The sequence below is a fragment of the Pseudomonas sp. FW305-3-2-15-E-TSA4 genome (assembly GCF_058787295.1).
Map to the genome: position 1 here is coordinate 222,536 of NZ_JBYSZP010000004.1, position 22,786 is coordinate 245,321.

Annotated in this window: 18 protein-coding genes; 8 read left to right on the forward strand and 10 right to left on the reverse strand. The window is 60.6% G+C overall.

Translation table 11 applies throughout. The features are described 5' to 3' along the window. The first annotated feature begins 99 nt into the window (after positions 1–99). The 5 genes from AC3WMV_RS07250 (at position 100) to AC3WMV_RS07270 (ending at position 8,204) form a co-directional block, all read left to right on the forward strand. Positions 100–1,527: a di-heme oxidoreductase family protein gene (locus AC3WMV_RS07250; RefSeq protein WP_103367384.1), complete on the forward strand. Its 1,428-nt coding sequence runs from the start codon at positions 100–102 to the stop codon at positions 1,525–1,527. Positions 1,528–1,553: 26 nt separating this feature from the next. Continuing rightward, positions 1,554–2,618: an imelysin family protein gene (locus tag AC3WMV_RS07255; protein ID WP_096795126.1), complete on the forward strand. Its 1,065-nt coding sequence runs from the start codon at positions 1,554–1,556 to the stop codon at positions 2,616–2,618. Positions 2,619–2,632: 14 nt separating this feature from the next. Continuing rightward, positions 2,633–3,733, forward strand: coding sequence for a DUF1513 domain-containing protein (locus AC3WMV_RS07260; RefSeq protein ID WP_103367383.1), 1,101 nt, complete (start codon positions 2,633–2,635; stop codon positions 3,731–3,733). A gap of 282 nt (positions 3,734–4,015) precedes the next feature. Beyond that, entirely contained in the window at positions 4,016–5,164 is a 1,149-nt protein-coding gene (locus AC3WMV_RS07265; RefSeq protein WP_096795128.1) for an efflux RND transporter periplasmic adaptor subunit, read from the forward strand. Positions 5,165–5,177: 13 nt separating this feature from the next. After that, positions 5,178–8,204: a multidrug efflux RND transporter permease subunit gene (locus tag AC3WMV_RS07270; protein WP_096795129.1), complete on the forward strand. Its 3,027-nt coding sequence runs from the start codon at positions 5,178–5,180 to the stop codon at positions 8,202–8,204. A 231-nt stretch (positions 8,205–8,435) separates the two neighbouring features. Here the strand turns inward: AC3WMV_RS07270 and AC3WMV_RS07275 are convergent, their stop codons facing one another. The 5 genes from AC3WMV_RS07275 to colR form a co-directional block, all read right to left on the reverse strand. Beyond that, positions 8,436–8,663 (reverse strand): hypothetical protein, encoded by a 228-nt coding sequence (locus AC3WMV_RS07275; RefSeq protein WP_025111684.1) that lies wholly within the window; start codon positions 8,661–8,663, stop codon positions 8,436–8,438. A gap of 2 nt (positions 8,664–8,665) precedes the next feature. Then, complete coding sequence (locus AC3WMV_RS07280) at positions 8,666–9,379, reverse strand: lipopolysaccharide kinase InaA family protein (RefSeq protein WP_103367381.1); 714 nt, start codon at positions 9,377–9,379, stop codon at positions 8,666–8,668. Positions 9,380–9,383: 4 nt separating this feature from the next. Further along, positions 9,384–10,052: a class I SAM-dependent methyltransferase gene (locus tag AC3WMV_RS07285; RefSeq protein WP_007964014.1), complete on the reverse strand. Its 669-nt coding sequence runs from the start codon at positions 10,050–10,052 to the stop codon at positions 9,384–9,386. Positions 10,053–10,356: 304 nt separating this feature from the next. Next, entirely contained in the window at positions 10,357–11,631 is a 1,275-nt protein-coding gene (locus tag AC3WMV_RS07290) for a sensor histidine kinase (RefSeq protein WP_097086030.1), read from the reverse strand. Next, positions 11,621–12,304: a two-component system response regulator ColR gene (colR, locus tag AC3WMV_RS07295; protein ID WP_041068401.1), complete on the reverse strand. Its 684-nt coding sequence runs from the start codon at positions 12,302–12,304 to the stop codon at positions 11,621–11,623. The genes AC3WMV_RS07290 and colR overlap by 11 nt, the downstream gene beginning before the upstream one ends. Before the next feature lie 203 nt (positions 12,305–12,507). Here colR and AC3WMV_RS07300 point away from each other — a divergent pair, with 203 nt between their 5' ends. Then, positions 12,508–14,457 carry an LTA synthase family protein gene (locus AC3WMV_RS07300; protein ID WP_103367380.1) on the forward strand — a complete coding sequence of 650 codons (1,950 nt, stop codon included), beginning with the start codon at positions 12,508–12,510 and terminating at the stop codon, positions 14,455–14,457. Positions 14,458–14,715: 258 nt separating this feature from the next. Here AC3WMV_RS07300 and groL read toward each other — a convergent pair whose 3' ends face one another. From groL to AC3WMV_RS07320, 4 genes are all read right to left on the reverse strand, one after another. Beyond that, the gene (gene groL / locus AC3WMV_RS07305; protein WP_039765873.1) at positions 14,716–16,362 is read right to left on the reverse strand and encodes a chaperonin GroEL; all 1,647 of its coding nucleotides are present in this window, start codon (positions 16,360–16,362) and stop codon (positions 14,716–14,718) included. 51 nt (positions 16,363–16,413) lie between these two features. Then, on the reverse strand, positions 16,414–16,707 hold the full coding sequence (locus AC3WMV_RS07310; RefSeq protein ID WP_007916610.1) for a co-chaperone GroES: 294 nt from the start codon (positions 16,705–16,707) through the stop codon (positions 16,414–16,416). A 258-nt stretch (positions 16,708–16,965) separates the two neighbouring features. Continuing rightward, positions 16,966–17,442, reverse strand: a complete 477-nt coding sequence (locus AC3WMV_RS07315) for an FxsA family protein (RefSeq protein WP_027612053.1) — start codon at positions 17,440–17,442, stop codon at positions 16,966–16,968. 65 nt (positions 17,443–17,507) lie between these two features. Beyond that, positions 17,508–18,239 carry a HugZ family pyridoxamine 5'-phosphate oxidase gene (locus AC3WMV_RS07320; protein WP_027612054.1) on the reverse strand — a complete coding sequence of 244 codons (732 nt, stop codon included), beginning with the start codon at positions 18,237–18,239 and terminating at the stop codon, positions 17,508–17,510. Positions 18,240–18,403: 164 nt separating this feature from the next. Here AC3WMV_RS07320 and AC3WMV_RS07325 point away from each other — a divergent pair, with 164 nt between their 5' ends. Next, entirely contained in the window at positions 18,404–19,162 is a 759-nt protein-coding gene (locus AC3WMV_RS07325; protein WP_016773416.1) for an SDR family oxidoreductase, read from the forward strand. 131 nt (positions 19,163–19,293) lie between these two features. Here the strand turns inward: AC3WMV_RS07325 and apbC are convergent, their stop codons facing one another. Next, entirely contained in the window at positions 19,294–20,388 is a 1,095-nt protein-coding gene (gene apbC, locus AC3WMV_RS07330; protein ID WP_027612056.1) for an iron-sulfur cluster carrier protein ApbC, read from the reverse strand. A 321-nt stretch (positions 20,389–20,709) separates the two neighbouring features. On the opposite strand from apbC, the gene metG reads away from it, so the two are divergent. Continuing rightward, complete coding sequence (metG, locus tag AC3WMV_RS07335) at positions 20,710–22,761, forward strand: methionine--tRNA ligase (protein WP_098965356.1); 2,052 nt, start codon at positions 20,710–20,712, stop codon at positions 22,759–22,761. Positions 22,762–22,786 lie beyond the last annotated feature (25 nt).

Below are 22,786 nucleotides of genomic sequence, written 5' to 3' on the forward strand. Positions count from 1 at the left end.
GTCCTGCCGCAAATCAAGCAAACGATAATTCCTCTTATTCAAACTCACTCGCCCTGTTAGACTTTGCGCCTTTGTTTTCGCCCGTCCGCAGGATGTCTGATGCCCTCGCTGCCGCTTCGCTTGTCCGCACTGTTTCTGGCCCTGGGCCTGAGTGCCTGCGATGACGCCCCGCGTTTTACCAAGGCTGAGCCGGGTGAAGCGCGTTCGGGCGGGGCGGCGACTGTGCGCAAGACCGATCAGAATGCGTTCTCGTTGCCTTCGGCGAATCTGCCGCCGTCGCGCCGGGTCGACTTCAGTGTCGGCAACAGCTTTTTCCGCAGTCCGTGGGTGATCGCCCCGTCAACCACCACCGCCCGCGATGGCCTCGGCCCGCTGTTCAACACCAACGCCTGCCAGAACTGCCACATCAAGGATGGTCGTGGACATCCGCCAACGCCGGATGCGGCGAACGCGGTGTCGATGCTGGTGCGTCTGTCGATTCCCGATTCGCCGGCCTACGCCAAAGTCATCGAGCAACTCGGCGTGGTGCCCGAGCCGGTCTACGGCGGCCAGTTCCAGGACATGGCCGTGCCCGGGGTCACGCCCGAAGGCAAGGTGCGCGTCGAGTACACGCCGGTGCCGATCCGCTTCAAGGACGGCACCGAAGTGGAGCTGCGCAAACCGGTTCTGCAATTCACTCAGTTGGGCTACGGCCCGATGCACCCGGACACGCGTTTCTCGGCCCGCGTCGCACCGCCGATGATTGGCCTCGGCCTGCTCGAAGCCATTCCCGAAGAAGCGATTCTCGCCAACGCTGCGGCGCAAGCCAAAGAGAACAACGGCATTAAGGGTCGCGTAAATAGGGTCTGGGACGATGAGTTACAGAAAACCGTGGCCGGCCGTTTTGGCTGGAAAGCCGGGCAACCGAATCTCAATCAGCAGAATGTCCACGCGTTTTCCGGAGACATGGGCCTGACCACCAGCCTCAGACCCTTCGATGACTGCACCGACGCACAAACTGCGTGCAAACAGGCGCCGAACGGCAATGGCCCGGACGGCGAGCCGGAAGTCAGCGACAACATCCTGCGTCTGGTGCTGTTCTATACGCGCAACCTCGCAGTGCCGGCACGTCGCGGCGTCAACGACGAACAAGTACTGGCCGGCAAGAATCTGTTCTTCCAGGCTGGCTGCCAGTCCTGTCACACGCCCAAATACACCACCGCCGCCAACGCCGCCGAACCTGAACTGGCCAATCAAGTGATTCGCCCGTACAGCGATCTGCTGCTGCATGACATGGGCGATGGTCTGGCCGACAACCGCACCGAATTCCAGGCCTCCGGCCGCGACTGGCGCACCCCGCCGTTGTGGGGGATCGGTCTGACGCAGGCAGTCAGTGGTCACACCCAGTTCTTGCATGACGGTCGCGCCCGCAATCTGCTCGAAGCCGTGCTCTGGCATGGCGGCGAAGCGCAGCAGGCGCAGCAACAGGTTTTGTCTTTCAACGCCGAGCAGCGTGCTGCGCTGCTGGCGTTCTTGAACTCACTTTAAACACTTAAAAGAATCGGGAGCCCGACATGTTCCGTCCCAAGTTGTTGTTCACCAGCCTTGCCGCACTCGCCCTCGGCGCCTGCTCGCCGCAGGATCCGCAAGCGGTCACGTCGGCGGCCATCGCCAAATCGGTGATCCTGCCGACCTACACCCGTTGGGTCGAAGCCGACAAGCAACTGGCGGTCAGCGCCCTCGCCTACTGCCAGGGCAAGGAAACCCTGGAAACCGCCCGCGCCGACTTCCTGCACGCGCAGAAAGCCTGGGCCGAGCTGCAACCGCTGCTGATCGGCCCATTGGCCGAGGGCAACCGTTCGTGGCAGGTGCAGTTCTGGCCGGACAAGAAAAACCTCGTTGGCCGTCAGGTCGAGCAACTGGTGGTCGCGCAACCGCAGATCGACGCCGCCGCACTGGCCAAATCCAGCGTGGTGGTGCAGGGCCTGTCGGCTTACGAATACATCCTGTTCGATGAAAAACCGGACGTCGCCAACGCCGAGCAGAAAGCCAAATACTGCCCACTGTTGATCGCCATCGGCGAGCGCCAGAAGCAACTGGCCGAAGAGATTCTGCAGAGCTGGAACAACACCGACGGCATGCTCGCGCAAATGAGCAAATTCCCTAACCAGCGCTACGCCGACTCTCACGAAGCGATCGCCGATCTGCTGCGTGTGCAGGTCACCGCCCTCGACACCCTGAAGAAAAAACTCGGTACGCCGATGGGCCGTCAGAGCAAGGGCGTGCCGCAGCCGTTCCAGGCTGATGCGTGGCGCAGCCAGTCGTCGCTGACCGCGCTGGAAGCCAGCCTCGCTGCAGCCAAAACCGTCTGGGAAGGCGTCGACAACAAAGGCCTGCGCGGTCTGCTGCCGGCCGAGCAGAAGCCGTTGGCGGACAAGATCGACGCCGCTTACGCCGCGTCGCTGAAACTGTTCGACAGCAGCCAGCGCTCGCTGACCGAAATGCTCCAGGACGACGCCGGTCGCCAGCAGCTCAACGATCTTTACGACAGCCTCAACGTCGTCCATCGCCTGCACGAAGGCGAACTGGCCAAGGCGCTGGGCATCCAACTGGGCTTCAACGCCAACGACGGTGACTGATGAGGGCAAGTGCCATGCTGCGACGCCAGGCTCTGACTTTAGGTAGTTTGCTGCTGGGAGCAGTGACACTGGGCGGCTGGACGCTGTTCAAGCGCAAGGATCAGAGCCCGTTGTTGCTCTCGGCGCGCGACGACACCGACGGCAAGCATTACGCCGTCGGTTATCGGCTGGACGGTACGCAGGTGTTCGCCACCGAGGTCGGCCAGCGCTGCCACGACATCATCAACCACCCGACGCTGCCGATCGCGCTGTTCGTCGCCCGCCGCCCGGGCACCGAGAGCTACCTGATCGACCTGCGCGACGGGACGTTGCTGCAAACCGTGACGTCGCAGCCGAACCGGCATTTCTACGGCCACGCCGTGGTGCACAAGGACGGCGAATACCTGTACGCCACCGAGAACGACACCACGGATCCGGGGCGTGGCCTGCTTGGGGTGTACAAGTTCCAAGGCGAGCGGCTGGTGCACAGCGGTGAGATTTCCACCCATGGCCTCGGCCCGCATCAGGTGTCGTGGATGCCCGATGGCGAAACCCTGGTGGTGGCCAACGGCGGGATCCGCACCGAGGCCGAAAGCCGCGTCGACATGAACCTCAACGCCATGGAACCGAGCCTGGTGCTGATGCAGCGCGATGGCACCCTGCTGAGCAAGGAAACCCTTTCCCAGCAGATGAACAGCGTGCGTCACCTGGGCATTGCCAGCGACGGCACCATCGTCGCCGGCCAGCAGTTCATGGGCGCCTCGCATGAGCGCTCCGAGCTGCTGGCGATCAAGCGTCCGGGCCAGCCCTTCGTGGCATTTCCGGTGCCGGAGCATCAGTTGCAGTCGATGGGTCACTACACCGCCAGCGTCGCAGTGCACAGCGATCTGCGTCTGGTGGCGCTGACCGCGCCGCGTGGCAATCGCTTCTTCATCTGGGACCTGGACAGCGGCGAAGTGCGTCTCGACGCGCCGCTGCCCGATTGCGCCGGCGTTGGTGCGGTCAAGGACGGCTTCGTCGTCACTTCGGGTCAGGGCCGTTGCCGCTACTACGATTGCCGCCAGGATGAGCTGCTGGCCAAACCGCTGGAATTGCCAGCGGGGCTCTGGGATAACCATCTGCATTTGATCGCATAACCCACCGTTCTGAGTACGACTCATAACCTGTGGCGAGGGGATTTATCCCCGATCGGCTGCGCAGCAGTCGCAAAACCATCGCACACGGTTCAATTGACAGACCGCGGTTTCAGGTTTTGGGGCGGCTTCGCCACCCATCGGGGATGAATCCCCTCACCACAGGTTCAGTGTTTAGACTTCCTCACTCCGTCCTCCCCTGTAATAACTGCCAGTTGGAATCCCCACCTGACTCGGAGTAATGTGCCCGCCTGTCTCACCTGATTTATCCAAGGAACTGGAAATATGCTGCGTCGCCGCATGCTGATCATGTTGGGTGTTGTCTTGCTGGTCGTCCTGGTATTGGGCGGGTACAAAGCCTTTTCGATCTACACCATGATCCAGGGCTTCTCCAAACCAAAACCGCCGATCAGCGTCGCCGTGGCTCGCGCCAGCGAACAGCCGTGGCAGATGCGTTTGCCCACCGTCGGCTCGCTCAAGGCCTTGCAAGGCGTCGAGCTGAGTCTGGAAGTCGCCGGCACCGTCACCGAACTCAAATTCGAATCCGGGCAGAAGGTCAAGGCCGGGCAACCGCTGCTGCAACTCGACAGCGCGGTCGAGACCGCCCTGCTGGAAACCGCCAAGGCTGACCTGGGTCTGGCGCAACTGGACTTCGGCCGTGGCAGCCAACTGGTCGACAGCCGCGCGATCTCCAAAGGCGAGTACGACCGTCTCTCCGCCGTATTGCAAAAGAACAAGGCCACGGTCAATCAGCTCAACGCTTCGCTGGCGAAAAAACGCATCCTTGCGCCGTTCAGCGGCACCATCGGCATCCGTCAGGTGGATGTCGGCGACTACCTCGCCAGCGGCAGCAAAATCGCCACCCTGCAGGATCTGAGCAGCCTCTACGCCGACTTCTATGTGCCGGAGCAATCGGTGCCGAAACTGGCCATCGGGCAACCGGTGCAGATCGGTGTCGCGGCCTATCCCGGGCAGAACTTCCCCGGCGCCATCAGCGCGATCAACCCGATTGTCGAGAGCACCACGCGCAATATTCTGGTGCGCGCGACCCTGGCCAACCCCGACGGCAAATTGCTGCCGGGCATGTTCGCCAGCCTCAACGTGTTGCTGCCCGATCCGCAGAAACACATCGTGGTCCCGGAAAGCGCGATCACCTACACCCTCTACGGCAACTCGCTGTACGTGGTCGGGCAAAAGAAGGCCGAGGACGGCAGCGTCGAAAAAGACGACAAGGGCCAACCGGTACTGATCGCCGAACGTCGCTTCATCGAGACCGGTGAGCGCCGCGATGGCCTGGTGATGATCAACAAGGGCGTACAGAGCGGCGAACAAGTGGTGACTGCCGGCCAGATCAAACTGGACAACGGCGCACACATTGCCATCAGCGACGACAAGACCCTCGGCGAGCAGAACAGTCCGCCTCGCGCCGACTGATCAAGGAATCCCCATGGCTTTTACCGATCCGTTCATCCGCCGTCCGGTGCTCGCCACCGTGGTCAGCCTGCTGATTGTGCTGCTGGGTTTCCAGGCCTGGAGCAAGCTGCCGCTGCGCCAATACCCGCAAATGGAAAACGCCCTGATCACGGTGACCACCGCCTACCCCGGGGCCAACGCCGAGACCATTCAGGGCTACATCACTCAACCGATGCAGCAGAGCCTGGCGAGCGCCGAAGGCATCGACTACATGACCTCGGTCAGCCGGCAGAACTTCTCGGTGATCTCGATCTACGCGCGCATCGGTTCCAACACCGACCGTTTGTTCACCGAACTGCTGGCCAAAGCCAACGAGGTCAAGAACAAACTGCCACAGGACGCCGAAGACCCGGTGCTGAGCAAGGAATCGGCCGACGCCTCGGCGCTGATGTACATCAGTTTCTTCAGCAAGGACTTGAGCAACCCGCAGATCACCGACTACCTGTCGCGGGTGATCCAGCCGAAACTGGCGACCCTGCCGGGCATGGCCGAGGCGGAGATTCTCGGTAATCAGGTATTCGCCATGCGCCTGTGGCTCGACCCGGTGAAGCTCGCCGGTTTCGGCCTCAGCGCCAGCGACGTGACCAACGCGGTGCGCCAGTACAACTTCCTCTCCGCCGCTGGCGAGGTGAAGGGCGAGTACGTGGTCACCAGCATCAACGCCAACACCGAACTGAAGTCCGCCGAAGCCTTCGCGGCGATCCCGCTCAAGGTCAGTGGCGACAGCCGCGTGCTGCTCAGTGATGTCGCGCGGGTCGAGATGGGCGCGGAAAACTACGACTCGATCAGTTCGTTCGGCGGCACGCCGTCGGTGTACATCGGCATCAAGGCCACGCCCGGCGCCAACCCGCTGGACGTGATCAAGGAAGTGCGCAAGCTCATGCCGGAGCTGGAAGCGCAGTTGCCGCCCAACCTCAAAAGCGAGATTGCCTACGACGCCACCCAGTTCATCCAGGCCTCGATCGACGAAGTGGTGAAAACCCTGTTCGAAGCGGTGCTGATCGTGATCGTGGTGGTGTTCCTGTTCCTCGGCGCGTTGCGCTCGGTGGTGATCCCGGTGGTGACCATCCCGCTGTCGATGATCGGCGTGATGTTCTTCATGCAGATGATGGGCTACTCGATCAACCTCCTGACCCTGCTGGCGATGGTGCTGGCCATCGGTCTGGTGGTGGACGACGCCATCGTGGTGGTGGAGAACATCCACCGGCATATCGAGGAGGGCAAGACGCCGCTGGAGGCCGCGCTGGAAGGTGCACGGGAAATCGCCATGCCGGTGGTGTCGATGACCATCACCCTGGCGGCGGTGTATGCGCCGATCGGCTTCCTCACCGGACTGACCGGGGCCTTGTTCAAGGAGTTCGCCCTGACCCTGGCCGGCGCCGTGGTGATCTCCGGGATCGTTGCCCTGACCCTGTCGCCGATGATGTGCGCCCTGCTGTTGCGCCACGAAGAAAACCCCAGTGGTCTGGCGCACCGCCTCGACCGCATCTTCGACGGCCTCAAGCGCCGCTACCAGAGCATGCTCCACGGCACATTGAACACGCGGCCGGTGGTGCTGGTGTTCGCGGTGATCGTGTTGTGCCTGATCCCGGTGTTTCTCAAGTTCACCAAGTCGGAACTGGCGCCGGACGAGGATCAGGGCATCATCTTCATGATGGCCACGGCCCCCCAGCCGACCAACCTCGATTACCTGAGCACCTACACCGACGAATTCATCAAGATCTTCAAGGAGTTTCCGGAGTACTACTCCTCGTTTCAGATCAACGGCTACAACGGTGTGCAGGCGGGCATCGGTGGCTTCCTGCTCAAGCCGTGGAACGAGCGCAGCCGCACGCAGATGCAGATCCTGCCCGAGGTGCAAGGCAAACTGGCGAGTATCCCCGGCCTGCAGATTTTCGGCTTCAACCTGCCCTCCTTGCCCGGCACCGGTGAAGGTTTGCCGTTCGAATTCGTGGTCAATACCGCCAACGACTACGAATTGCTGCTGCAAGTGGCCGACCGGATCAAGAAACGTGCGATGGAGTCGGGCAAGTTCGCCTTCGTCGACCTCGACCTGGCGTTCGACAAGCCGGAAGTGGTGGTCGATATCGACCGTGCCAAAGCCGCGCAGATGGGCGTGTCGATGCAGGATCTGGGTGGCACCCTGGCGACGCTGCTGGGTGAGGCGGAAATCAACCGATTCACCATCGAAGGCCGCAGTTACAAGGTGATTGCCCAGGTTGAACGACCGTACCGCGAAAACCCCGGCTGGCTGAACAACTACTACGTGAAGAACACCCAGGGCGAGCTGCTGCCGCTGTCGACCCTGATCAAGGTCAGCGACCGGGCGCGACCGCGCCAGCTCAACCAGTTCCAGCAACTCAACGCGGCGAAGATTTCCGGATTCCCGCTGGTCAGCATGGGCGAGGCCATCGACACCGTGCTGCAGATCGCCCGGGAGGAAGCGCCAGCCGGGTTTGCCTTCGACTATGGCGGCGCCTCGCGCCAGTACGTGCAGGAAGGCAGCGCTCTGTGGGTAACCTTCGCCCTGGCGCTGGCGATCATTTTCCTGGTGCTGGCGGCGCAGTTCGAGAGCTTCCGTGATCCGCTGGTGATTCTGGTGACGGTGCCGCTGTCAATCTGTGGTGCGTTGATTCCGCTGTTCCTTGGCTGGTCGAGCATGAACATCTACACCCAGGTCGGACTGGTGACCCTGATCGGGCTGATCAGCAAGCACGGGATCCTGATCGTCGAGTTCGCCAACCAACTGCGCAAGGACAAGGGCCTGACCGCGCGCGAAGCGGTCGAGGAAGCGGCGGCAATCCGCTTGCGCCCGGTGTTGATGACCACGGCGGCGATGGTGTTCGGCATGGTGCCGTTGATTCTGGCGACCGGTGCGGGCGCCGTGAGCCGGTTCGATATCGGCACCGTGATTGCAACGGGGATGTCGATCGGCACCCTGTTTACGCTGTTTGTGCTGCCGTGCATCTACACCCTATTGGCGAAACCCGATCCGAAATAACAGCGATTTACCTTTGTGGCAGCGGGCTTGCTCGCGAAAGTGCCAGGTCAGTCAACAGCAATGCTGAATGTGCCGGCCCCTTCATGAGCAAGCCCACTCCCACCCTTGATCGCGGCCAGCCACCAATCTCCATCTTTCGCCGATCCCACAGGGGAATGGTGTGATCCCTGGAACACGCGCAATAAAAAAGGCCTCGCATCTGCGAGGCCTTTCATTTTGGCTTCAATCGGTTCAACTCTGTGGCCTCATCCCTTGAGAAAGTCCGAACATGAACAACAACAGATCATGGTCAGGTTTAGTCGCCACGGAGGCTTTCGCCACCCGTGGTACTGCGCAGTGAGCATCGCCTGTGGTAGCACCGATCACCTGCATGCGGGGCTGCTCCCAGGCCGCCACCGCCAATGAAGCAACTGCCAAGGCTCCAACCAAAAACAAACCTCGTGCAATTTCGAGTTTCATCGCTATAAACCTTTGATAGCGCTGCCAAACGCCGTCTCATAAAAGTAGACGAGTTTTTTCCAGTCCGTATCGCTGAACGACGAATGGCGACGCAATTGCTTCATGTCATGGGAGGCCGCGCGATAAGCGGTCAGACGCTGACGGCATTTCTCCAGATCGATCAATGCCACTTCGACCTGAGCCGAATCACCTTCGCCGCTCACCCGTACAAAAACGTGTTTGATGTAGATGCAGCTATGCTGCCAACGACCCTTGTGCATGCGCGCGAGGTTTTCAGCCAGGTCTTTGAGAACGCGCTCGTAAACCGCTTCGCCATACTGGGCACGGCCACCGGCGGCTTCCCACTTCTCGAGTTCGTCGAAACCGTCCAGCGACTTGGTCACCAGCAGCGCACGCCACTTGTGTTGCGGATCGGGCTGCGCGCCGCAGAAGACGATTTGCGGGACGCGTACACCGAGGCGGCTGACACCGGTCAGGGCATCCAGCTCTCGCAAGACTGTCGGCCGGCCGAAAGGATGCAGCCAACTGCGATAGATATGTCCGGTCTGGCGCTTGGCATACAGTAACTGGCCGTCACGGCCCACGACTCGTTGCACACCACTTTCCCCGCCACGGCGCACGTTGGGTTCTTCCACCCATTCACCGCGCTGGTTCCAGTAGTAGTCGAAGCGATCCTGGGGAGCGACTTCCGTTTCTGCTGCTATTTGCACCGCCATCCTGTTACCTCTTGCGTAATACGTAAACCCGCCACATGGCATAGAGCGGAATGAAGTCCAGTTGTTCCTGAATGCGAAAACCTGCCTCTTCGAACTCTTTTTCTACTGTCACAGCCGGTAACACAAACCGGTTTTGGTAACCTTCCTGCCCACGGCGCTGTTCAGCGCGTTTGCGTTTCCAGGCCTTGAAATTACCGTCCACCCACAACGAAATGATTACGCTGTCACGGGTGACACGCTCGAATTCGCGCAAAATCGTCCGCCGATGTTCGGCTTCACCGATGTGATGCAGCAAACGCATACAGAAAATGCTGTCGACGGCGTTATCCGGCAAGGCAATGTCGAACGCTGACGTGTGCAAAGGTTGTACCCGTTTCACCACATCAGCCGGTTGCGCCTGCATCGCGGTCTTGATCATAGACTCGGAATTGTCCGCGCCAATGATCACCCGATTGGGTTTTTCCGCCAGCAACGGCCAGAAACGCCCTGCACCACACGGCAGATCCAGAACCAGCCCCGGCTCGCCCGCCAGCGTCAACGCCTTGCGGGCCAGTTGCTCGTCCCGCCAATGTGACAACCGACGACCGAGACCGTCCTGGTGCTTGCGCAAATATTTTTGTGCATGCTGGTCATCATACTTTTCGGAAAAATCGAGCTTGATCGGACTGCTCATTTCAGGACTCCTGAATAACTGATGCCCCTACCATAGGTAGTGGCATGTCAGCGTCAGGTCGTCCCTTTGTGAAAATTACGTCAGGTAAACCGGCAAACTATTACAGGGTTTTACAGGGAGAAAGCAATAGCGCGGGGCCATCAGCTGAATCCGGCGGCCACTGATGATTCGATACTGCCGTTCAATCCCCTTCGCGAGCAGGCTCGCTCCCACCTTTGTACCGCAGATATCTGTGGGAGCGAGCCTGCTCGCGAAGGCGTCATCGAATACCAGCACTCAGGGCGCGGCCGCTTGGGTTTGGGGATCAACGCTGCCCCAGCGTCACCTCAAAGCGGCAACCATTGGGCTGCATGGTGCTCAACGTCACCTCCCAGCCTTGGTTCTCGCAGATCCGCTGCACCAGCGACAAGCCCAGGCCCAAGCCTTCGCCGCGCTTCTCATTGCCGCGCACGAAGGGCTGGAACATGGCCTCACGTTTTTCCTCGGGAATGCCGACGCCCGAGTCTTCGACGACGAAGCCGTTGTCGTTGAGCGTCAGGCGGATGAAGCCCTGCTCGGTGTAGTGGCAGGCGTTGCGCAACAAATTGCCCATGACCGCGCTGAGCAGAGTCGCGTTGAAGCGAGTGTCCGGCGGATTGCCCGGCTCGAACATCAGCTGCAGCCCTTTCGATTCGATCGGTTCACGCCAGATACTCAACAAGCCATCGGCCACCTGACTGATGTTCTGCTGCGGTGCCGAACCGGCGTCTTCACGCTGGGCGCGGGCGAGCATCAGGAAGGTCTGCACCAGTTCACGCATTTCTTCGCTGGCGCGGGCGATGCGCTCGACCTGGGCACGACCGCGTTGATCCAGCCCCGGATTTTCCAGCAGCAGTTCACAGGAACTCGCCAGCACCATTAACGGTGTGCGCAGCTCGTGGCTGACGTCACTGGTGAACAGCCGCTCCCGAGTCAGTGCCTGACGCAGGCGCCCCAGCGTGGCATCGAACGCCACCGCCAGTTCGCCGACTTCGTCAGCCGCATAGTCCGGCGCCAGTGGCGGCGCCAGACCGAGCAACTGATCGCGATGCCGTACTTGCCGTGCCAGGCGCACCACCGGCGCCATGACCTTGCGCGCCAGCACCCAGCCGAGGAATACCGCCAGCGCCAGACTGAGCACAAAGCCCACCAGCACCACGGCGAACAGCACGCGTTCACGTTCTTCGAAATCGCTTTGATCCTGCAGCAGCACGTAGCGGCGACCGTCGACGATCTCGACCATCGCGTGATACGACAGCTGCTCGCGGAACACTTCGTGGAACCCCGCATCGAGGTGACGCAGATCCTTGGGCAGCTCGAAATCACCCGGTCCGCCGCTGAAATAGAACAACTGGTCCGGTTCCGGGCGATGGCTCCAGTCCGATACGTTGTCCATCAGCAGCAGACGCTGCAGGTCGCCGCCGAGCCCCGCCGAAATCAGTTTCTCCTCCACCAGGTGCACGGTCGCCACGATGCCCATGGCGAAGGCCCCGGCCACCAGCGCACTCATCAGCGCAAAGGCGATGATGATCCGCTGGGAAAGGCTTTGCTTAAACTCCATCACGCCCCTCGGCCAAGCGGTAACCCACGCCGTGCACGGTTTGCAGCAACGGCTTGGCAAATGGCTTGTCGATCACCTGACGCAATTGGTGGACGTGGCTGCGCAGGCTGTCGCTGTCCGGGCAGTCATCGCCCCACAGCGCTTCTTCGAGAATTTCCCGGCGCAGGACATGCGGGCTCTTCTGCATCAAGACCGCCAGCAGCTTGAGGCCGACCGGGTTGAGTTTGAGCAACTTGCCCTCGCGGGTCACTTCCAGCGTGTCGAGGTCATAGGACAGGTCGCCGACCTGCAGCGCACGGCGGCCGCCACCCTGAGTCCGGCGCATCACCGCCTCGACCCGCGCCGCCAGCTCGGACAGAGCAAACGGTTTGACCAGGTAATCATCAGCCCCGGACTTGAAGCCCTGCAGGCGGTCGTCCAGTTGATCGCGGGCGGTGAGCATGATCACCGGCGTATCGCGCCGGGCATCTTCACGCAGGCGCTTGCACAGGGTGTAGCCGTCGATCCCCGGCAGCATGATGTCGAGCACGATCAGGTCGTAATGCTCGGTGGCGGCCAGATGCAGGCCCGACAAGCCGTCCTGGGCGCAATCGACGGTATAGCCTTTGAGCCCCAGGTAATCGGCCAGATTGGCCAGGATATCGCGGTTGTCTTCGACCAATAGAATTCGCATTGGCATCTCCTCCGTACACAGTGACGGCCGTCATGGCCCGCGCAGCTTAAGGCCAACGCCGGTTCAGGGCTAGGGCCGACAGGTGTGCAAATCAATTTGCCCAGGCAAATTAAATGTTTAACAAAGTTTTCACTATCGATTCACAACCTGACTACAGTGACGCCGCGAAACTCGCGCGCCATTGATATAAGGAAAACTAGACAATGGACCTTCTCAAGACCGCGCCCGTGCGCTTTCTGCTGCTCATCACCGGCGCCTGGCTGGTCATCTTTCTTCTGACTCGAGCGGTACTGCTGCTGACTCACCTGGATGAGGCTGGCGGCTTCGCCCTGTCGGTGTTCGGTATCGGTGCGCTCTACGACCTGGGTTTCCTTGCCTATGCGGCATTGCCGATGGGCTTGTACCTGCTGCTCTGCCCGCCGGGCCTGTGGCGGCGTCGTGGACATCGCGGGTTTCTGCGCGCCCTGCTGACAGTCAGCCTGTTCGCCATGCTGTTCGTGGCAGTGGCCGAATGGCTGTTCTGGGACGAGTTCGGCGTGCGATTCAACTTCATCGCCGTCGATTATCTGGTGTACTCGGACGAAGTGCTGAACAACGTCCTCGAGTCGTACCCGATCGGCAAGCTGCTGAGCCTCCTCGCCGTGCTGGCCGTGGTGATCAGCTTTGCCTTGGGCAAGCCGTTCAATGCTGCCATGAATGCCCCGCTGCCGTCGTTGCGCGGGCGTCTGCTCAGTGCCTTGGGCCTGTTGATCGTCGCGGGTCTGAGCCTGCAACTGCTCAGCCAGGACGCCCCACGTGCCCAGGGCGGCAACGCCTACCAGAACGAACTGGCCAGCAACGGCCCGTATCAGTTCTTCGCCGCGTTCCGTAACAATGAACTGGACTACACCCAGTTCTACAAGAGCCTGCCGGCAGAAAAAGTCGCCAGCCAGATCCGCGCCGAGCTGAGCGAAAGCGACGCGCGCTTCATCGGCAAGGATCCACAGGACATTCGCCGGGTGATCGACAACCCGGGCACCCCGCGCAAGCCGAACATTGTGCTGGTGACCATCGAGAGCCTCAGCGCCAAGTACCTGGGCAGCAATGGCGACGGTCGCAACCTGACGCCAAACCTCGACGCGTTGCGCAAGCAGAGCCTGTACTTCAATAACTTCTACGCCACCGGCACCCGCACCGATCGCGGTCTGGAAGCGATCACCCTGGCCATCCCGCCGACGCCAGGCCGCTCGATCGTCAAGCGCATCGGCCGTGAAAGCGGTTTCGCCAGCCTTGGCCAGCAGTTGAGCGCGGTGGGTTACGACAGCGTGTTCGTCTACGGCGGACGCGGCTACTTCGACAACATGAACGCGTTCTTCAGCGGCAACGGCTATCGTGTGGTCGATCAGAGCAGCGTCGATGAAGCCGAGATCCACTTCAAGAACGCCTGGGGCATGGCCGACGAAGATCTGTACCGCCAGACCCTGAAACTGGCGGATGCCGACTACGCCAAACAGCAGCCGTTTCTGCTGCAACTGATGACCACCTCCAACCATCGCCCTTACACCTACCCCGACAACCGGATCGACATCAAATCCGGCAACGGCCGTGATGGTGCGGTGAAGTACACCGACTATGCGATTGGTCAGTTCCTGGAGCAGGCGCGGCAGAAGCCGTGGTTCGACAATACGATCTTCATCTTCGTCGCCGACCACACCGCGGGCAGCGCCGGCAAGGAAGACTTGCCGATCAGCAACTATCAGATCCCGCTGTTCATCTACGCGCCGAAAATGATCGAAGCTCGCGAGAGCGCGCAACTGGCCAGCCAGATCGATCTGGCCCCAACGCTGCTGGGCTTGCTCAACCTGGATTACACCTCGACGTTCTTTGGTCGCAACCTGTTGCAGGACAACCCGTTGCCACCGCGCGTGGTGGTCGGCAACTACCAGCACCTGGGTCTGTTTGATGGCAAGGATCTGGCGATCCTCAGCCCGCGCCAGGGCTTGCGCCGGCATGACGATGCGTTGACCGAAAGCCGCGAGTCGCGGGTCAGCAGCGACGATCCGCTGGTCAGCCGGGCCATTGCGTATTACCAGGCGGCCAGTTATGGCTTCAAACAGCAGTTGTTGAGCTGGAAGCCGGCGAAGGACAGCACTGTCCAGGTCAGCGAACAGTAACCGTCAATAGAAACGCCCCGGGCTGATGCACCGGGGCTTTTTTTTGCGCAACCGGTTATCACAGGAAATCCAGATCCCAATGTGGGAGCGAGCCTGCTCGCGAATGCTGTGCATGCGTCACAGCTGTAGTGACGGGGTGATTGCTTTCGCGAGCAGGCTCGCTCCCACAGGGGACGGTGTGAAGCTTGAAATCCGGGCAATAAAAAACCCCGCCTGCTCATCGCAGGCGGGGTTTTTCGTTACAGGGGTAAGGCTGGCTTACATCATGCCGCCCATGCCACCCATGCCGCCCATGTCTGGCATACCGCCGCCAGCTGCACCTTCTTTCTTCGGTGCATCAGCAACAGCCGCTTCGGTGGTCAGGATCAGACCGCCAATCGAGGCTGCAGCTTGCAGAGCGGAACGGGTTACCTTGGTTGGGTCCAGGATGCCCATTTCGATCATGTCGCCGTATTCGCCCGAAGCAGCGTTGTAACCGAAGTTACCTTTGCCGTTCTTCACTTCGTTGACGACTACGCTTGGCTCGTCACCGGAGTTGGCAGCGATCTGGCGCAGCGGCGCTTCAACAGCGCGACGCAGTACAGCGATACCGACGTTCTGGTCAGCGTTGTCGCCGGTCAGTTCGGTCAGGGCTTCCAGAGCACGGATCAGCGCAACGCCACCGCCAGGTACCACGCCTTCTTCAACGGCTGCACGGGTTGCGTGCAGGGCGTCTTCAACGCGGGCCTTCTTCTCTTTCATTTCAACTTCGGAACCAGCGCCAACCTTGATCACTGCAACGCCGCCGGACAGCTTGGCCAGACGCTCTTGCAGTTTTTCACGGTCGTAGTCCGAGGAAGTCTCGGCAACCTGGGCGCGGATCTGAGCGATACGTGCTTCGATGTCGCCTTGTACGCCAGCACCGTCAACGATGATGGTGTTTTCCTTGGACAGGGTCACGCGCTTGGCGTTACCCAGGTGCTCCAGGGTGGTGCTTTCCAGGCTCAGGCCGATCTCTTCGGAGATCACGGTACCGCCGGTCAGAACGGCGATGTCCTGCAGCATGGCCTTGCGACGGTCGCCGAAGCCTGGAGCCTTGACGGCTGCAACCTTGACGATGCCACGCATGTTGTTCACGACCAGAGTCGCCAGGGCTTCGCCTTCAACGTCTTCGGCAACGATCAGCAGTGGACGGCCGGCTTTGGCAACGGCTTCCAGCACTGGCAGCATTTCGCGGATGTTCGAGATCTTTTTGTCGACCAGCAGGATCAGCGGGCCGTCGAGCTCGGCAACCATGGTGTCCGGCTTGTTGACGAAGTACGGGGACAGGTAGCCACGGTCGAACTGCATGCCTTCTACAACCGACAGTTCGTTTTCCAGGCCCGAGCCTTCTTCAACGGTGATCACGCCTTCTTTACCGACTTTTTCCATGGCTTCGGCAATGATGTCGCCGATGGAGTTGTCGGAGTTGGCGGAGATGGTACCTACCTGAGCGATAGCCTTGGTGTCAGCGCATGGCTTGGACAGGGCTTTCAGCTCTTTGACGATCGCGATGGTCGCTTTGTCGATACCGCGCTTCAGGTCCATCGGGTTCATGCCGGCAGCGACGGCTTTCAGGCCTTCGTTGACGATCGACTGAGCCAGAACGGTCGCAGTGGTAGTACCGTCACCTGCGTCATCGTTGGCACGGGAGGCAACGTCTTTGACCAGCTGCGCGCCCATGTTTTCGAAGCGATCTTCGAGTTCGATTTCCTTGGCGACGGAAACGCCGTCCTTGGTGATGGTCGGAGCGCCGAAGCTCTTCTCGAGAATCACGTTACGGCCTTTCGGGCCCAGGGTCGCTTTTACCGCGTCAGCCAGAACGTTGACGCCTTTGAGCATCTTGGAGCGAGCGGCATCGCCGAACTTAACTTCTTTAGCAGCCATGATCGATATTCCTTAAATACTTTGTAGTAACGGGAAAATGAACGGGGGGTATCAGCCTTCGATAACAGCGAGGATTTCGTTCTCGCTCATTACCAGCAGGTCTTCGCCGTCGACTTTCACAGTGTTGCTGCCGGAGTAAGGACCGAACACAACCTTGTCGCCTTCCTTCACGGACAGTGCACGCACTTCACCGTTTTCCAGAGCCTTGCCCGGGCCTACAGCGAGAATCACACCGTGGTTGGCTTTTTCAGCAGCCGAACCTGGCAGGACGATACCGCCAGCGGTTTTCTTTTCTTCTTCGCTGCGACGGATGACGACGCGGTCATGCAGAGGACGAAGCTTCATTGTCGATCTCTCCTAATTGTGGTTTTCATCGGCCGGTGTAGTCCCGGCGGGTTTAACAAATCCGGCCTGCGCCGGTTGCGGTTCGTCGAGCAAACCGCGGAAGTCTGTCCGGCTTGAATGCCGGAAACCTTTCGGTGACCGATACATAAGGGCGCATAAGCTTATTACAAGGGCGGGGGCAGAAAATTTTTCATCAATTGCCCCTTGAATGCCGCGCATAAACAAACGGCACCCGAAGGTGCCGTGTCGAAGCAGGGGTTACTTGCTGTCGCGATGTTCGAACTCGCCTTCGATCACATCACCCTCGCGGCCCAGAGGCTGGCGCGGTGCAGGACCGCCACGCGGTTGCAGGTCGTCGGCGAAGGCACGCTGACGAATTGCCTGTTCTTCGGCGCGCTGGCGCATCTTGTTCGCCAGCAGGCGACGGGTGAACGGCAGCAGCATCACCAGACCGACCACGTCGCTGATGAAGCCCGGCAGGATCAACAGGCCACCGGCCAAGGCGAGCATCAAGCCTTCAAGCATGGTCTGTGCGGGCAACTCACCGCGATTCAGGCTTTCACGGGCACGCAGTGCCGTGGCCAGACCGGCGATGCGCAGCACGAACACGCCGAACATCGAGCCGAGAATGATCAGCAGCAGGGCCGGGAAAAACCCGATCGCCCCTGCCACTTTGACGAATACGAACAGCTCCAGCACCGGAAACAGCAGAAAGAGCAACAAAAAAGGGCGCATCAAAGATTCCTCAACGCAAGAAATGCCTTGCAGTAAGCCTTAGATGACGTCGCCCTTTCGTGAATTCAAGCGTCAGCCACCGCATTTTTTGGCCAGACCTCGGCGTGAGCCAGAGAAACCAAGGCTTCGCGCACTTGTATCGGCGTATGACAAGGCGCTGGAAACGCCAGCCAGTACAGCGCCTGACCGATGCGCAGGTGCATGCCTTCGCTGTCGATCCCGGCCAGTTGCGCCGGTACGGTTTTCGGCAACCCGCTGAGTTCGACGTAGTGGGCAATGGCTTTGGCGTGATCGCTGTTCATGTGCTCGACCATGCTGATTTCCGCCTTGCCGGCAAACGGGTTGGCCAGGGTTACTTGATCGACCCAGTGAATCGCACCGAAACCACCGATGTAGCGGTGACGCACCGGGTTGAGCACCCAGAAATCAAAGTCGTGGGCCTTGTGGTAGTTCTGCGAGTCGGGGAAATACCGGTAATAACGCTCGGCGGCGGCTTCGATGGCAGCCGGGTCTTCGAGCTTCTGCGCTTCGGCCAGGTAGGTCAGGCGACCAACGGCCTGCACGTCGTCGGCCTCACGCTCACCTACCAGCAGCGAACATTTCGGATCTTTCTGCAGGTTGTGGGTGTGCTGGGCGATGCGGCTGATCAGGATCAGCGGGCGGCCCTGCTCATCCAGGCAATACGGCACCACCGAGCCAAACGGGAAACCGGGCATTGATTTGGAGTGGGTGGACAATACGCCACGGTATTCCTTGAGAAGCAATTCTCGGGCATTCTTGGCCGCTTCAACGCTCAATTTATGACTCCTTAATTAGAATCCGTCGAAAAAACGGACAGGCGCCTGGGGATAAGTCCCGGTCACGCCATCGGGCAATGCTCATGTGCAATCCGGCCATAACCGGTACGGATCGAGCGTCGCCAATAACAAAAACCACTCAGACCGGCTATCGGGGCATGCGAATGCAACTCAACGACAAAGTAATCATTATCACCGGCGGTTGCCAGGGTTTGGGCCGTTCCATGGCCGAGTATTTCGCCGGCAAAGGCGCGAAGCTCGCGTTGGTCGACCTCAATCAGGAAAAACTCGACGACGCGGTGGCCGCCTGCAAGGCCAAGGGCGTCGAGGCGCGCAGCTATCTGTGCAACGTGGCCAATGAAGAACAGGTTGAGCACATGGTCGCGCAGGTTGCCGAAGATTTCGGCGCGATCCATGGCCTGATCAACAACGCCGGGATCCTGCGTGACGGCCTGCTGCTCAAGGTCAAGGACGGCGAAATGACCAAGATGAGTCTGGCCCAGTGGCAGGCGGTGATCGACGTCAACCTGACCGGCGTGTTCCTCTGCACCCGTGAAGTGGCGGCGAAAATGGTCGAGCTGAAGAACAGCGGCGCGATCATCAATATTTCTTCGATCTCCCGTGCCGGTAACGTCGGCCAGACCAACTACTCTGCCGCCAAGGCTGGCGTAGCCGCAGCCACTGTGACCTGGGCCAAGGAACTGGCGCGTTATGGCATTCGCGTGGCAGGCATTGCGCCGGGCTTCATCGAAACCGAGATGACCCTGGGCATGAAGCCGGAAGCGTTGGAGAAGATGACTTCGGGGATTCCGCTCAAGCGCATGGGCAAGCCGGAAGAGATCGCCCATTCGGCGGCGTACATCTTCGAGAACGACTACTACACAGGGCGGATTCTGGAGATGGATGGCGGCTTGCGTATCTAAGCGCCACCTCAAAACCAACTGTAGGAGTGAGCCTGCTCGCGATTGCGGTCATTCATTCAACATTTTCGTTGAATGTTAATCCGCTATCGCGAGCAGGCTCACTCCTACAGGTTTTCAGCGTTACCGATTGATCAATCGTCACTGATGCTGATATTAGGCATCGCCGGTGTTGCCGCTTCCTGCAACACAATGCGTGCGCCGACGTGGCGGGCCAGTTCCTGATAGACCATCGCAATCTGGCTGTCCGGTTCGGCGATCACCGTTGGCTTGCCGCCATCGGCCTGCTCGCGGATCAGCATCGACAGCGGCAGCGAGGCCAGCAGTTCGACGCCGTATTGGGTCGCCAGCTTTTCGCCACCGCCCTCACCGAACAGATGTTCGGCATGTCCGCAGTTCGAGCAAATGTGCACCGCCATGTTTTCCACCACGCCCAGCACCGGAATGTTGACCTTGCGGAACATTTCCACGCCTTTGCGCGCGTCCAGCAGCGCCAGATCCTGCGGCGTGGTGACGATCACCGCACCGGCCACCGGGACTTTCTGCGCCAGGGTCAGCTGGATATCGCCGGTGCCTGGCGGCATGTCGATCACCAGATAATCCAGGTCGCCCCACGCGGTTTGCGTCACCAGTTGCAGCAGCGCGCCGGAGACCATCGGCCCGCGCCAGACCATCGGCGTGTTGTCGTCGGTCAGGAACGCCATCGACATGACTTCGACACCGTGGGCCTTGAGCGGCACGAACCACTTCTGATCCTTGACCTCGGGGCGGGTGCGCTCGGGGATGCCGAACATGATGCCCTGGCTCGGGCCATAGATATCGGCGTCGAGAATCCCCACCTTGGCGCCTTCGCGGGCCAGCGCCAGCGCGAGGTTGGCCGCCGTGGTCGACTTGCCCACACCGCCCTTGCCCGAAGCCACGGCGACCACGTTCTTGACGTTGGCCAGGCCCGGGATCTGCGCCTGGGCCTTGTGCGCGGCGATCACGCTGTTGACCTCGACCTTGGCGATCGTCACCCCATCAAGATTTTCGATGGCCAGCTGCAGCAACTGTGCCCAGCCGCTCTTGAACAGACCGGCGGCGTAACCGATTTCCAGCTGCACGTTGACGCGATCACCGACGATCTCGATGTGCTTCACGCAACCGGCGCTGACCGGGTCCTGGTTCAGGTAGGGGTCGGTGTATTGGCTGAGGACGGCTTCCACCGCTGCGCGAGTGACGGCACTCATGGGCAACTCCGATAACAAGACTGGGAAAAGATGGCGGGTATCGTACGCTGGACGCAGATTTGTGGCGAACTGATTACTTGAGCAAGTCAGCACCTGTGGCGAGGGGATTTATCCCCGATCGGCTGCGCAGCAGTCGCAGAACCATCACCCGCGGTGTACCTGATAGGCCCTGATATCGGGTTTGGGGGCGGCTTCGCCACCCATCGGGGATGAATCCCCTCGCTACAAATGCTCTCAAAGTACCCAGCGGCACAGGGTGAAAAATATGCGCCAGCGCTTTATAGTGGCCGACCTCCGTTTCATCAAGTAGCGAAGCCCCACATGTCCGAACCACGCAAGATCCTCGTCACCAGCGCCCTGCCCTACGCCAACGGTTCGATCCACCTTGGCCATATGCTGGAATACATCCAGACCGATATGTGGGTGCGCTTCCAGAAGCATCGCGGCAATCAATGCATCTATGTCTGCGCCGACGACGCCCACGGTTCGGCGATCATGCTGCGCGCGGAAAAGGAAGGCATCACCCCGGAACAACTGATCGCCAACGTGCAGGCTGAACACAGCGCCGACTTTGCCGAGTTCCTGGTCGACTTCGACAACTTCCACTCCACTCACGCCGAAGAAAACCGTGAGCTGTCGAGCCAGATCTATCTGAAGCTGCGTGACGCCGGGCACATTGCCCAGCGCTCGATCACCCAGTATTTCGACCCGGAAAAGAAAATGTTCCTGGCCGACCGCTTCATCAAGGGCACCTGCCCGAAATGCGGCACCGAAGACCAGTATGGCGACAACTGCGAAAAATGCGGTGCGACCTACGCGCCAACCGATCTGAAGGATCCGAAGTCGGCGATCTCCGGCGCCACTCCGGTGCTCAAGGATTCCCAGCATTTCTTCTTCAAACTGCCAGACTTCCAGCAGATGCTGCAGACCTGGACCCGCAGCGGCACCTTGCAGGACGCCGTGGCCAACAAGATCGCCGAGTGGCTGGACGCCGGCCTGCAACAGTGGGACATCTCCCGCGATGCGCCGTACTTCGGTTTCGAGATCCCGGGCGAGCCGGGCAAGTATTTCTATGTGTGGCTGGACGCGCCGATCGGCTACATGGCCAGCTTCAAGAACCTCTGCAACCGCACGCCGGAGCTGGACTTCGACGCGTTCTGGGGCAAGGACTCCACCGCCGAGCTGTACCACTTCATCGGCAAGGACATCGTCAACTTCCACGCCCTGTTCTGGCCTGCCATGCTCGAAGGCGCCGGTTTCCGCAAGCCGACCGGGATCAACGTGCACGGCTACCTGACCGTCAACGGCCAGAAGATGTCCAAGTCCCGTGGCACGTTCATCAAGGCGCGTACCTACCTGGATCACCTGTCGCCGGAATACCTGCGCTACTACTACGCGGCCAAACTGGGCCGTGGCGTCGATGACCTCGATCTGAACCTCGAAGACTTCGTGCAGAAGGTCAACTCCGACCTGGTCGGCAAAGTGGTCAACATCGCCAGCCGCTGCGCCGGTTTCATCCACAAGGGCAACGGCGGCCTGCTGGTCGACAACAATGCCGCGCCAGAGCTGACCGAAGCCTTCCTCGCCGCGGCGCCAAGCATTGCCGACGCCTATGAAGCCCGCGACTTTGCCCGCGCCATGCGTGAAACCATGGCCCTGGCCGACCGCGCCAACGCCTGGATCGCCGACAAGGCCCCATGGTCGCTGAACAAGCAGGAAGGCAAGCAGGATGAAGTCCAGGCGATCTGCGCCACTGGCATCAACCTGTTCCGCCAGCTGGTGATCTTCCTCAAACCGGTGCTGCCGCTGCTGGCTGCCGACGCCGAGGCATTCCTCAACGTCGCCCCGTTGACCTGGAACGACCACACCACGCTGCTGGCCAACCATCAGCTGAACGAATTCAAGCCGTTGATGACTCGCATCGACCCGGTAAAAGTGCAAGCCATGACCGACGCCTCGAAAGAAGACCTGACCGCCAGCCAGACCGACACCGGTGCCGCCGCGCCTGCGGGCAACGGCGAACTGGCCAAGGATCCGCTGTCGCCGGAAATCGACTTCGACACCTTTGCTGCCGTCGACCTGCGCGTGGCTTTGATCGTCAAGGCTGAACACGTGGAAGGTGCGGACAAGCTGCTGCGCCTGACCCTGGACATCGGTGACGAGCAGCGCAACGTATTTTCCGGGATCAAGAGCGCTTACCCGGACCCGTCGAAACTCGACGGTCGCCTGACCATGATGATCGCCAACCTCAAGCCGCGGAAAATGAAGTTCGGCATCTCCGAAGGCATGGTGATGGCCGCCGGCCCTGGCGGTGAAGAAATCTACCTGCTGAGCCCGGACAGCGGCGCCAAGCCGGGTCAACGCATCAAGTAAGACCCAGCGCTGAAACGATCCCACA